This is a genomic window from Nocardia sp. NPDC051832, assembly GCF_040681285.1.
In the GTDB taxonomy this organism is placed as follows: Bacteria; Actinomycetota; Actinomycetes; order Mycobacteriales; family Mycobacteriaceae; genus Nocardia.
In genome coordinates this window covers 89,002-102,043 of record NZ_JBFAYL010000009.1, presented here as the reverse complement: position 1 = coordinate 102,043, position 13,042 = coordinate 89,002, and the positions used below count along the sequence as shown (strand labels likewise).

The 13,042-nt window shown below is 67.9% G+C and carries 10 protein-coding genes; 8 read left to right on the top strand and 2 right to left on the bottom strand.

The features are described 5' to 3' along the window. The first annotated feature begins 16 nt into the window (after window positions 1-16). Window positions 17-2,110, top strand: coding sequence for a glycogen debranching N-terminal domain-containing protein (locus AB0M14_RS36980; RefSeq protein WP_365004608.1), 2,094 nt, complete (start codon window positions 17-19; stop codon window positions 2,108-2,110). Between the two features lie 184 nt (window positions 2,111-2,294). Next, entirely contained in the window at window positions 2,295-5,264 is a 2,970-nt protein-coding gene (uvrA, locus tag AB0M14_RS36975) for an excinuclease ABC subunit UvrA (protein WP_365004605.1), read from the top strand. 372 nt (window positions 5,265-5,636) lie between these two features. On the opposite strand, the gene AB0M14_RS36970 is transcribed toward uvrA, so the two are convergent. Continuing rightward, a complete protein-coding gene (locus AB0M14_RS36970; RefSeq protein WP_365004602.1) occupies window positions 5,637-5,978 on the bottom strand; it encodes a DUF1844 domain-containing protein in 342 nt (113 codons plus the stop codon). Between the two features lie 338 nt (window positions 5,979-6,316). Between AB0M14_RS36970 and infC the strand changes: the two genes are divergently transcribed. From infC to AB0M14_RS36940, 6 genes are all read left to right on the top strand, one after another. Continuing rightward, window positions 6,317-7,012, top strand: coding sequence for a translation initiation factor IF-3 (gene infC, locus AB0M14_RS36965; RefSeq protein ID WP_365004838.1), 696 nt, complete (start codon window positions 6,317-6,319; stop codon window positions 7,010-7,012). Between the two features lie 61 nt (window positions 7,013-7,073). After that, complete coding sequence (rpmI, locus tag AB0M14_RS36960) at window positions 7,074-7,268, top strand: 50S ribosomal protein L35 (RefSeq protein ID WP_356978697.1); 195 nt, start codon at window positions 7,074-7,076, stop codon at window positions 7,266-7,268. A gap of 74 nt (window positions 7,269-7,342) precedes the next feature. Then, the gene (rplT, locus tag AB0M14_RS36955) at window positions 7,343-7,729 is read left to right on the top strand and encodes a 50S ribosomal protein L20 (RefSeq protein WP_365004598.1); all 387 of its coding nucleotides are present in this window, start codon (window positions 7,343-7,345) and stop codon (window positions 7,727-7,729) included. A gap of 26 nt (window positions 7,730-7,755) precedes the next feature. Further along, window positions 7,756-8,553, top strand: a complete 798-nt coding sequence (locus AB0M14_RS36950; RefSeq protein WP_365004596.1) for an RNA methyltransferase — start codon at window positions 7,756-7,758, stop codon at window positions 8,551-8,553. A gap of 67 nt (window positions 8,554-8,620) precedes the next feature. After that, entirely contained in the window at window positions 8,621-10,135 is a 1,515-nt protein-coding gene (locus AB0M14_RS36945; protein ID WP_365004593.1) for an APC family permease, read from the top strand. Window positions 10,136-10,160: 25 nt separating this feature from the next. Next, entirely contained in the window at window positions 10,161-10,838 is a 678-nt protein-coding gene (locus AB0M14_RS36940; protein WP_365004590.1) for a class I SAM-dependent methyltransferase, read from the top strand. On the opposite strand, the gene AB0M14_RS36935 is transcribed toward AB0M14_RS36940, so the two are convergent. Then, window positions 10,839-13,034, bottom strand: coding sequence for an MMPL family transporter (locus AB0M14_RS36935; protein ID WP_365004587.1), 2,196 nt, complete (start codon window positions 13,032-13,034; stop codon window positions 10,839-10,841). Window positions 13,035-13,042: the final 8 nt, after the last annotated feature.

The window sequence follows — 13,042 nt, the reverse complement described above, 5'->3', positions numbered from 1 at the left end:
GCGTCGGTGAGACGCCGTGGTGAACAATCCCTGGGGTGACGCCGCCGGCGAGGTAGGCGAGCCCAGCGTTGTCGGCGCCGGTGTGACGCTGGTCGAAGGCTCGACCTTCTGCATCAGCGAGAGCGGCGGCGTCATCAATCCGAACCGCCCCGAAGGGCTGTTCGTGCGCGACACCCGGGTGGTGTCGCAGTGGCGGCTGACCGTGGACGGTCAACCGCCGCAACCCCTTACGGTGCAGTACGCCGACCCGTACAGCGCGACGCTGCTGGCCCGCACGCCGCCGCGGCCCGGCCGCGCCGACAGCACCGCTCTGGTGGTGCTGGGCCGGCACGTCGGCGACGGCATGCGCGAGGACCTCACCGTGCGCAACCTTTCCGGCGATCCCATCACCTGCACCGTCGCCCTCGAGATGGACGCCGACTTCGCCGATCTGTTCGAGGTGAAGGAAGGCCGCATCGGCGAAGGCGTGGTCACGCAGTGCCGGGTCGTCGACGACGGGGCGTTCGAGATCAGCCGCCCCGAACTGAAACTCGCGGTCACCGTCGCCGGATCCGGCGCCACCGCCTCCGAACGGGCGCTGCGCTGGCAGGTCATGCTGCCCGCGCGCGGCGAATGGTCGGCCTGTATCCAGTACCGCCCGGCGCTGGGCTCGGTGCCGGTGACGCCGCGCTACGGCTGCGGCAGCCCGGTCTCGCACAGTGCGCCGTATCAGCGGCTGCGCGACTGGTATCAGAACTCCCCGACGGTGCTCACCGAGGACGAAACGCTCGCCGCCGTCCTGCAGCGCGCCGTCGGCGACCTCGGCGCGCTGCGCATCTTCGATCCCGGTCATCCCGAACGCGCGGTCGTCGCCGCGGGCGCGCCTTGGTTCATGGCGCTGTTCGGGCGTGACTCGCTGCTCACCTCGTGGATGGTGCTGCCGCTGGACCGGCGGCTCGCCGTCGGCACGCTGCAGAGCCTGGCGGGCATGCAGGGCAACGAGATTCGCCCCTTGCAGGAGGAACAGCCCGGCCGCATCCCGCACGAGGTGCGCTTCGGCCGCGCCGCGACGCTGCTGCTGGGCGGCGACACCGTCTATTACGGCACCGCCGACGCCACACCGCTGTTCGTGATGCTGCTCGGCGAACTGCACCGCTGGGGCCTGGACGCCAAAACCCGCGACGAACTGCTGCCGCACGCCGATCGCGCGCTGGAGTGGATCGAGCAGTACGGCGATATGGACGGCGACGGCTTCGTCGAGTACGCCCGCGCCGCCGAGCACGGCCTGGCCAACCAGGGCTGGAAGGACTCCTGGGACGGCGTCAACTTCATCGACGGCAGCATGCCGCACGCGCCGATCGCGCTCTCCGAGGTGCAGGGCTATGTGTACGCGGCCTACCTGGCGCGCGCCGACCTGGCCGACGAGATCGGCGAGGACGAGCTGGCCGTGCGGCTGCGCGCGAAGGCCGCGCGGCTGAAAAAGGCGTTCAACGAACAGTTCTGGCTGCCCGAGAAGGGCTGGTTCGCCATCGGGCTGGATCGGGACAAGCGCCCGATCGACGCGCTGACCTCGAATATGGGGCACTGCCTGTGGACCGGCATCGTGGACGACGACAAGGCCAAGTCCGTCGCCGACCACCTGCTCTCGCCGGAGATGTTCAGCGGCTGGGGGATTCGCACCCTCGGCACGAACATGGGCGCCTACAACCCGGTCAGCTACCACAACGGGTCGGTGTGGCCGCACGACAACGCGATCTGCGCGGCCGGCCTGATGCGGTACGGCTTCACCGAGCACGCCAACCGCGTTATCGACGGCGTGCTCGACGCCGCGGTCCGGTTCGGGCATCGCCTGCCGGAACTGTTCTGCGGTTTCGACCGCGCCGAGTTCGCGTCGCCGGTGCCGTATCCGACCTCCTGCTCGCCGCAGGCCTGGGCCTCGGCGACGCCGCTGCTGTTCATGCGGACCATGCTGCGGCTGGAACCGGGCAACGGCGACAAGGTGGTCGATCCGGTGATTCCGCAGCGGTATCTGCCGTTGCGGGTCAGTGGGCTGCGGGTCGGCGACGATGTGCTGACCGTCACGGTGAACGACGCCGGCTTCCGGGTGCACGGACTCTCCACCGGGCGCTGACCCGGTCATCCGGGTGTCACCCCGCATCGCCGATGCGGGGAATCCCCGCGTGCGGCATCCTGTTGAAAAGGGGAGGCTACGCGGGCGGGGCAGTCGCTCGGCAAAACTTGTCGGTGGGTCGGCCTAGCATGACGGCGGGGGTCAGTCTGTATGTAGCCGACACGTTCGAGAAGGGACTCACCTGGTGGCGGAACGCCTCACTGTGCGCGGAGCTCGGGAGCACAACCTCAAGGGGGTCGACCTCGACCTGCCCCGCGACAGTCTCATCGTGTTCACCGGTCTTTCCGGTTCGGGCAAATCCAGTCTTGCCTTCGACACGATCTTCGCCGAGGGTCAGCGGCGCTATGTGGAATCGCTCTCGGCCTACGCGCGCCAGTTCCTCGGGCAGATGGACAAGCCCGATGTCGATTTCATCGAGGGCCTCTCGCCCGCGGTGTCGATCGATCAGAAGTCGACCAACCGCAACCCGCGCTCGACCGTCGGCACCATCACCGAGGTCTACGACTACCTGCGCCTGCTCTACGCCCGCGCGGGCACGCCGCACTGCCCGACCTGTGGCGAGCTGATCGCGCGGCAGACGCCGCAGCAGATCGTCGACCAGGTGCTGGCCATGGAAGAGGGCATCAAGTTTCAGGTCCTCGCCCCGGTGGTGCGTACCCGCAAGGGCGAGTTCGTCGACCTGTTCGAGTCGCTGAACACCCAGGGCTATTCGCGCGTGCGGGTGGACGGCGTGGTGTACCCGCTCACCGATCCGCCGAAGCTGAAGAAGCAGGAGAAGCACGACGTCGAGGTGGTCGTCGATCGGCTCGCGGTGAAGCCGAATTCCAAGCAGCGCCTGACCGATTCGATCGAGACGGCGCTGCGGCTGGCCGACGGCATCGTGGTGCTCGACTTCGTCGACCGCGACGAGCACGCGCACGATCGGGAGCGGCGCTTCTCCGAGCGGCTGGCCTGCCCGAACGGCCACCCGCTCGACATCGAGGATCTCGAACCGCGCTCGTTCTCGTTCAATTCGCCCTACGGCGCCTGCCCGGACTGCACCGGCTTGGGCATCCGCAAGGAGGTCGACCCGGACCTCGTGGTGCCCGACCCGGAATTGAGCCTGGCCGAGGGCGCGATCGCGCCGTGGTCCCGGGGCCAGACCGCCGAGTACTTCAACCGGCTGCTGTCCGGTCTCGCCGAATCCGTGGGCTTCTCCATGGACACCGCCTGGCAGGATCTGCCGGCCAAGGCGCGCAAGGCGGTGCTCGAGGGCAGCTCCGACCAGGTGCACGTCTCCTACACCAACCGCTACGGCCGGAAGCGTTCCTACTACGCCGATTTCGAAGGCGTGATGCCGTTCCTGCAGCGGCGCATGGAGAACACCGAGTCCGAGCAGATGAAAGAGCACTACGACGGGTACATGCGCGACGTGCCGTGCCCGGTCTGCAACGGCGCCCGGCTGCGCCCGGAGATTCTCGCGGTCACCCTCGGCGCGGGCGCGGAGCACAAGTCCATCGCCGAGGTCAGCGATCTGTCCATCGGCGACTGCTCACACTTCCTGAACGCGCTGACGCTGGGGGATCGGGAAGCCGCGATCGCCGGGCAGGTGCTCAAGGAGGTGCAGGCGCGGCTGGGCTTCCTGCTCGACGTCGGCCTGGAATACCTGACGCTGTCGCGCGCCGCCGCGACGCTGTCCGGCGGTGAGGCGCAGCGTATCCGGCTCGCCACCCAGATCGGGTCCGGTCTGGTCGGCGTGCTCTACGTGCTCGACGAGCCGTCCATCGGCCTGCATCAGCGCGACAACCGCCGGTTGATCGAAACCCTCACGCGCCTGCGCAATCTCGGCAACACGCTGATCGTGGTGGAACATGACGAAGACACCATCCGCGCCTCGGACTGGGTGGTCGACATCGGCCCGCTCGCGGGCGAGCACGGCGGTCAGGTGGTGCACAGCGGTCCGTATCAGGAACTGCTGAACGAGCCGAAATCGCTGACCGGCGCGTACCTTTCGGGCCGGGAGCGGATCGAGCTGCCGCTGGTGCGGCGGCCGGTCGACAAGAAGCGCCAGCTCACCGTCGTCGGCGCGAACGAGCACAACCTGCGCGGTGTCGACGTCAACTTCCCACTGGGCGTGCTCACCGCCGTCACCGGCGTGTCCGGTTCCGGTAAGTCCACGCTGGTCAACGACATTCTGGCGACGGTGCTGGCGAACAAGCTGAACGGCGCCCGCCAGGTGCCGGGCCGGCATCTGCGGATCAAGGGCCTGGACCATCTGGACAAACTGGTGCAGGTGGACCAGTCGCCGATCGGGCGCACCCCGCGCTCCAACCCGGCCACCTACACGGGTGTGTTCGACAAGATCCGCACCTTGTTCGCCGCCACCACCGAGGCCAAGGTGCGCGGCTACCAGCCGGGCCGGTTCTCCTTCAACGTCAAGGGCGGGCGCTGCGAAGCCTGTTCCGGCGACGGCACTTTGAAGATCGAGATGAACTTCCTGCCGGACGTGTACGTCCCGTGCGAGGTGTGCCAGGGCGCGCGCTACAACCGGGAAACCCTCGAGGTGCACTACAAGGGCAAGACCATCGCCGAGGTGCTGGACATGTCGATCGAGGAGGGCGCGGAGTTCTTCGAGCCGATCACCTCCATCCACCGGTACCTGAAGACCCTGGTCGATGTCGGCCTGGGATATGTGCGGCTCGGCCAGAGCGCGCCGACGCTGTCCGGCGGTGAGGCCCAGCGGGTGAAGCTGTCGGCCGAACTGCAGAAGCGCTCGACCGGCCGCACCGTCTACATCCTGGACGAGCCGACCACGGGCCTGCACTTCGAGGACATCCGCAAGCTGCTCAAGGTGATCAACGGGTTGGTCGACAAGGGCAACACGGTGATCGTCATCGAGCACAACCTGGACGTCATCAAGACCTCCGACTGGGTCATCGACATGGGTCCCGAGGGTGGTTCCGGCGGTGGCACCGTGGTCGCCGAGGGCACTCCGGAAGACGTCGCGGCGGTCGCGGGCAGCTACACCGGGCAGTTCCTGAAGGAAGTGCTGGAGCAGCCGGCCGCGCCGAAGAAGGCGGCGGCCAAGAAGGCCCCGGCGAAGAAGGCGGCCGCGAAGAAGACGCCGGAGCAGACCGCCAAGCGTCTGGCCCGCAAGGCCGCCGCGCTGCGCTGAGGTTTGGTGGTGCTTTCCGAAACCGCCCGAAAGTGAAACACGCGTGTGTACGATCTGCTCACTGTTCGAGACCGACCGGACAGTAGTGAGAAAGGAACACGCGATGGAAGGCGTGGATATCGGTGCCATCATCACCCAGATCCTGGGCTTGATCACCGGCTCGTCGCTGAACTACACGCCGGGCAAATAGGCGCTGGCGATCTCGGAAGGAAGCACACTATGGACAGCGGAAGCGCGGGCTTCGGCGCCCTCTTCACGGCGCTCGCCAACTTGATCTCCAGCGGCTCATCCATCTCGGTGACTCCGCCGCCGGCCTGAAGACCGGGCAAACGACAGAACGGGATCGGCGCGCGGCCGATCCCGTTCTCGTTTTCAGAACACCGGGCCGGTGTACTTCTCGCCCGGACCCTTGCCCGGCTCGTCCGGATGCGCCGACGCCTCGCGGAACGCGCGCTGCAGCGACTGCAAGGCCTCGCGGATCGGGCCGGCGTGCGGGCCCAGGTACTCCACCGACGAGGTGACCAGCCCGGCCAGGGCGGTGATCACGCGGCGGGCCTCGTCCAGATCGCGGCGCGGGCTGTTGTCCGGATCCTCGTCGGCGAGCCCGAGCTTCTCCGCGGCCGAGCTCATGAGCATGACGGCGGCGCGGCTGATCACCTCGACGGCGGGGATGTCGGCCAGGTCGCGAACGGCGGTGTCGGGCTCTTCTGTCATGCGGAAAAGGCTAGGCTGTGTCATCTGTGGCGGCTCGAGCGCCCCGGTCGGCGCGCGCTCGCACCACGATTTCAGCTATAGCGGTCGGCAATGCTAAACTATTCGCTGACGACCGCCCCGGTCGTTCTTCTTTTGCGGAGACACAGCTGGGGCAGATAAGTGGAGCCCGACTCCCACCGTTGCCCGCGAGCGATCGCAGAGGTTAAACGGTCCGGTCACCCGCTCGGCTTCGAGTGGGTTCTCGACGCGCGTTGTGCGCGTCCTCTGACCGGTCGACTCGGGCCCCGTGGCGGTAGAAATATCGCTCGGGGCCTTTGTGTTGAAAAGGGGTTGCAGTTATTGCCTGCGGTCGTCCGACGACACCGCTTGACCTAGGAGGCCCCATCAGCACTGAGACCCGCATCAACGATCGCATCCGTGTTCCCGAGGTTCGGCTCATCGGACCCAGCGGCGAGCAGGTTGGGATCGTGCGTGTTGAAGATGCACTACGCGTCGCCCTCGAAGCCGACCTCGACCTGGTCGAGGTGGCCCCGGATGCCCGTCCGCCGGTCTGCAAGATCATGGACTACGGCAAGTTCAAGTACGAGACGGCGCAGAAGGCGCGCGAATCTCGCAAGAACCAAGTCCAGACCGTGATCAAGGAGCAGAAGCTCCGGCCGAAAATCGACGATCACGACTATGCAACCAAGAGGGGCCACGTGATGCGGTTCCTCGAGGCCGGGTCGAAGGTCAAGGTCACCATCATGTTCCGCGGGCGCGAGCAGTCCCGGCCGGAACTGGGCTACCGGTTGCTGCAGCGCCTCGCCGCTGACGTGGCCGACCTGGGTTTCGTGGAGACCTCCGCAAAGCAGGACGGTCGCAATATGACCATGGTCCTCGCCCCGCACAAGGGTGCGAAGACGCGGGTTAAGGCTCAGGAAGAGTCGGCCGCGCGGCCTGCGCCGCGTCCGGCCGCCGCTCCGGCGCCTGCGGCTCCCGCACCCACTGCGGAAGCGCCCGCCGCTGAGCCGTCAGCGCCGGCCGACCCGCAGTAGTACCGATCAGCACACCGGTAGTCCTCCCAGGGGGTACCGGCACGACCAGATAGAGGAATCCATGCCGAAGATGAAGAGCCACAGCGGCGCCTCGAAGCGTTTCAAGGTTTCGGGCCGCGGCAAGCTGCTGCGCCAGCAGGCGAACCGTCGCCACCTGCTCGAGCACAAGTCGACCCGCCGGACTCGTCGTCTGGATGGCACGGAGTCGGTTGCGGCCGTCGACGTTCCCCGCGTCAAGCGGCTGCTCGGCCTCTGAGGCCCGAAGCAGCATTCGACACCGACCAACCGGGCGCCACATCGCGCCCCCTATTTCGACTTAAGGACTGACCAGTGGCACGCGTCAAAAGGGCCGTCAACGCTCAGAAGAAGCGCCGTTCCATCCTCGAGGCCTCCAAGGGCTACCGGGGCCAGCGCTCGCGGTTGTACCGCAAGGCCAAGGAACAGCAGCTGCACTCGCTCACCTACGCCTACCGGGACCGCCGGGCGCGCAAGGGTGACTTCCGCAAGCTGTGGATCGCCCGCATCAACGCCGCGGCGCGCATCAACGACATCACCTACAACCGCTTCATCCAGGGCCTGAAGGCCGCGGGTGTCGAGGTCGACCGCAAGATCCTCGCCGAGCTCGCCGTCTCCGACGCCGAAGCCTTCGCCGGCCTGGTCGCGGTCGCCAAGGCCGCGCTGCCGGCCGACGTCAACGCTCCGGCCTCGGCTGCCTGAGGTTGACAGATACTTCGGAACGACCCGTGGATCCGCTCTCGCCGAGCAATCCACGGGTCGTTTCAGCTTCCAAGCTGCATCGTTCGGCGCAGCGCCGCAAGACCGGCCAGTTCCTCGCCGAGGGTGCGAACTCCGTCGCCGCGGCGCTGGAGACCGGTCGTGTGCGTGAGCTGTTCTACTCGCTGGACGCCGCGACCCGCGAACACGAGCTGATCGCCGGCGCCGCCGCCTCCGGCGTGCGCACCACGCTGGTCAGTGACCGCGCCGCGCAGCATCTCGGCGAAACCGTCACCGCGCCGGGACTCGTCGCCGTCTGTGACCTGCTCGACGTCCCCCTGGCCGGCGTGCTCGCCGAACAGCCCCGCATCCTCGCCGTCCCGGTCGAAATCTCCGAGCCCGGCAACGCGGGCACCCTGATCCGGGTCGCCGACTCCGTCGGCGCCGACGGAGTCGTGCTGGCCGGCGACACCGTCGATCCGCACAACGGTAAATGCGTCCGCGCCAGCGCGGGCAGCCTCTTCCACGTCCCGGTCGCCCGCAGCCGCGACGTCACCGAAACCCTGGATTCGATTGCGGCAGCGGGCATTACGCTCCTCGCCACCGCCGCCGACGGCGAAATCGACCTGGACGACGCCGATCACCTGTTCGCGGGCCCGGTCGCCTGGCTCTTCGGCAACGAGGCCCACGGCCTCGACCCCGCCGTCGCCGCCCGCGCCGACCACCGCCTCCGCATCCCCATCCGCGGCCGCGCCGAAAGCCTCAACCTGGCCACCGCCGCCGCCATCTGCCTCTACGCCAACTCCCGCGTCCGCTACGCGAAATAGCCTCGGCGGCATATCTCTCGGGGCGTGCCGGTGTGGTGTGCTGAATAGTTGCCCGTAGCCTTGTCCGGTGACTTCGCCCAGCACTCTGCGGTCCGGAGCGCTCTCCCTGGTCTCCTCTGTGGTGATCGGGGTGGCCTCGGCGGGACCCGCTTACAGCATCACCGCCACGTTGGGTCTCGTGGTGGCGGCGGTGGGGTTGCAGGCGCCGATCATCGTGGTGCTGGCCTTCGTGCCGATGTTGCTGGTGGCCATCGGGTATCGGGATCTGAATGCGGCGGAGCCGGATCCGGGGACCACGTTCGTGTGGGCGACGCGGGCGTTCGGGCCGTTCACGGGGTGGATGGCCGGGTGGGCGATCGTGGTGTCGGATCTGCTGGTGATGGCGAGCCTGGCTCAGGTCAGCGCGCAGTACACCTTTCATCTGTTCGGTGCGGACGGGATCGGATCGGATGCGACGAGTTGGTGGGTGCTGCTGGTCGGCATCGTCTATCTGGTGGTGATGACCGCGGTGGCGGTGGCGGGCATCGATGTGTCGGCGCGTGTGCAGTCGGTGCTGCTGACCATCGAATTCGCGATGCTGGTGGTTTTCTCGGTGGTTGCTCTGATCCGAGTGGCCTTCGGGAACGCGGCCGCGGGGGCGAGCCTGCCGCAGTGGGAGTGGTTCAACCCCTTCGCGATCGGGTCGTTCTCGGCGTTCGTGAACGCGCTGCTGCTGATGGCGTTCATCTATTGGGGCTGGGATTCGGCGGTCTCGGTGAACCAGGAGACGGTGGACCCGCGGCGCACCCCGGGCCGGGCCGCGGTGTTGTCGACGATCACGCTGGTGGCCTTGTATCTGCTGGTGACGGTCGCGGGTCAGGCGTTCGCGGGCGTCGGCACCGAGGGGCTCGGCCTGGCCAACCCGGAGCACGTGGACGACGTGCTCGGCGCGCTGGGCGTCGCGGTGTTCGGAGACAGCGCGATCGGCGGCGTGGCTGTGCATCTGCTGTTCCTGATGGTGCTCACCTCGGCGGCGGCCTCGACTCAGACCACCATCCTCCCGACCGCGCGCACCACCTATTCGATGGCGCTGCATCGCGCGCTGCCCGCGGCGTTCGGCCGCGTCCATCCCCGCTTCCGCACGCCCGTGGTCTCCACCGTCGCCTTCGGCGCGCTCTCGGTCGTGCTCTACGTGGCGTTGAACTTCGCCTCGGGCGGCCGCCTGATCGCCGAGGCGGTCACCGCGATCGGCATCTCCATCGGCGTCTACTACGGCCTCACCGGAGTCAGCTGCGCCTGGCTCTACCGCCACCGATTCGCCTCGGACCCAAGGGCACTCATCATGCAGGGCGTGCTTCCGGCATCCGGCGGATTCATGCTCCTGTTCGCCGCCGCCTGGACCGCCGTCACCTCCTGGCAGCCGGAAGACGAAGGTTCCTACTGGCAACTCCCGTTCCCGCCGCACTGGCAGATCGGCTCGATCTTCCTGCTCGGCGTCGGCACCCTGCTGCTGGGCATCCCGCTTTACCTGATCCTGGCCCGCCGCATGCCCGCCTTCTTCCGCGGCGAAATCCTCGCCCGCGAACTCCACTACGTGAAATAGCCCGCGCCGAAAGTAGGCTCGGAGAGTGAACGACGGGCGATTACTCGATGACGCGGCGCTGGAACGTTCGTCGGTGGTCGCCAACAACGCGATGAACCGGGAGCGGCGGCTCATCGGTTCGAATGGGTACGGCCGAGATCTCGGCATCGATGTGGCCGAACTGGCCCGCGAGCGCCTGGCCGCCGGTGCGCAGACCTTCCGCTGGCTCGACTTGTGTTGTGGCTCGGGCAGAGCGCTGCTCGAATGCGCGGCAGTCGTCGACGACGCACGACTCCGGATCACAGGTGTCGACCTGGTGGACGCCTTCGCAAGCGACCCGCCCTCGGGCGTCGAGTTCGTCACGGCCTCGGTCGCCACCTGGACCCCGGCTGATCGCTTCGACCTGATCACCTGTGTGCACGGCCTGCATTATCTGGGCGACAAACTGAAAATCCTTGCGGCGATCGCGTCTTGGCTCACCGACGACGGACTGTTCGTCGCGAACCTCGATCTCGCCAGTATCCGGTCGGCCGATGAGCTTCCGCTCGACCGCCGCCTGCGTACCGCGTTGCGCTCGAACGGTTTCGACTACGACGGCCGGCGCCGGCGGATCACCCGCAAGGGCAGCGCCGCGATAGCGCTGCCCTTCGAGTACGCCGGCGCCGACGATCAGGCGGGGCCGAATTACACCGGCCAGCCGGCCGTGAATTCCTACTACCGGTAGCTAACGGGTGGGCAGCGGGGCGGGCGCGGCCGGAATCGGTGCGGTCTCGGAGATTCCGATGCGTGCGTGCAGACGTTTCAGGGGTGCGGGCGCCCACCAGTTCCAAGCGCCGGTCAGGCGCATGATGGCGGGCACGAGCAGACCGCGGACGATGGTGGCGTCGACCAGGACGGTCACGGCCATGCCGACACCGAGCTGTTTGAGGAAGGTGATTCCGCTGCCGGCGTAGACCAGGAACGAGACGGCCAGGATCGCGGCCGCGCTGTTCACCAGCGGAGCCGAGCGTGAAATGCCCAGAACGACAGAGCGTTCGGTGTCGCCGGTGCGGTCGAACTCTTCCTTGATCCGGGACAGGAGGAAGACCTCGTAGTCCATGGACAGGCCGTAGGCGATGCAGAACATCAGGATCGGAATGCTGGTCTCGATCGAGCCGGTGGGGGTGAATCCGAGTGCGTCCGAGAAGTTTCCGTCCTGGAACACCCAGACCAGCACACCGAACATGACGGTCAGCGACGCCAGATTGAGCACGGTCGCTTTCAGCGGCGCGATGACCGATCCGGTCATCAGGAACAGGATCACGAAGGTCACCACCGCGATGAGTGCGAGGACCAGCGGCAGCCGCGCGACCACGCCGGTGGTGTAGTCGGCGAGCATGGCGGGCGCACCGCCGACCATGATGTCGAAGGGCGCGGGCACCGATCGGATGTCGTCGACGAGTTCGTCGGCGCCATCGTCGAGTTGTGCGCGGGTGGGTAGCACCGACAACCAGGTGCCCGCGCCGGAGACGAAGCGCGCCGCGGATACCGGGGAAGCGTGGTCGCGAACGCCCGCGGCGTAGGTGCCCGCCGCGGAGTCCACCCGCAGCACGCCGGGCAGTTGCGAGAGCCGCGCCGCGTACTCGCCGCTGCGCTGTACATCGCCCCCCGGCGCCACCACCATGATCGCGTCGGCGTCCTCGGTGCTGAACTCGGCGCGGATGGTGTCGTAGACCGCGCGCACGGGGTGGGTCGGGGGCATGATCCGGTCATCGGGCGCACCGAAGTTCACGCCGAGCGCGGGAGCGCCCAACGCGAGCAGCACGATCACGCCGGCCGTCAAGGCGGCCACTGGCCTGCGCATGATCGCCGCGGCCCAGCGGCCCCACCGGCCGTCCTCGGGCCGGGTCACCGCCGACTTGCCGGTGCGGGGGATCGCGCGGTGCCCGAGCAAGACCAACGCGGCGGGCAGCACGACCGTAGCGCCGAGCACGGCGGTCGCGACGACGGCGATTCCGGCGTATGCGAACGAGGACAGGAACGGAAACGGAAAGGCGAACAGGACCGCGACCGAAGCCGCCACCGTGGCGCCGCTGAAGACGATCGTGCGTCCCGCGGCGCTCGTCGCCGCGCGCACCGCGGTCGGCACGTTCACCGCGGTGCGCATCTCCTCCCGGAACCGGTAGATCAGGAACAGCCCGTAGTCGACTCCGAGCGCGATCCCCATCACCAGCGCGATATTGGCGGCGAAGGTCGATACCTCGGTGAAGGCGGTGACCACTCGCAGGATCGCCAGCGTCGCCACGACGGAGAACAGTCCGATCGCGAAGGTGGTCAGCGCGAGGGCGAACCGGCGGAATACCAGCCACAGCAATCCGACCACCAGCGGCAGGATCAGCAATTCCGCGCGCAGGAAGTCGGTTCGCGCTTGTGCGGCACCGGCTTTGAACACCTGATCCGATCCGGCGAGGGCGATCCGGGTGGCTCCGGTGTCGAGGTCGGCCAAACGTTCTTCGAGTGCGGGCAGTACGACCTTGCGGACGTGATCGGCGTCGCCGGGGGCCCAGGCCAGGATCAGCGCTTCGCCCTGATCGGCGCTGGCCAGTGTCGGTGAGGCGCCGTCGTCCCAGTACGAACGGACGTCCGCGATCCCCGGTTGCTGCCGCAGTAGCGCCGCTGCCTCTCGGCCGGCGCCGGCCGTGGCCGAGTCGGTGACGTCCGCTCCGGCGTCGGCGGTCACCAGGACCGCGACGTTCGGCGTGCCGGTGCCGAAGGCCGCCAATGCCCGTTCGGCGTGGGCGGATTCGGCGGTTTCGGATTCGAACCTGTTGAGCGACAACGCGTTCATCGTCCCGGCCGCGACCGCGGCGAGCAGGACGAATGTCAGTACTGCCATCGTCACGATCCAGCGCGGGTAGCGCGTGACCAACCTAGCGATCATGGGGACAA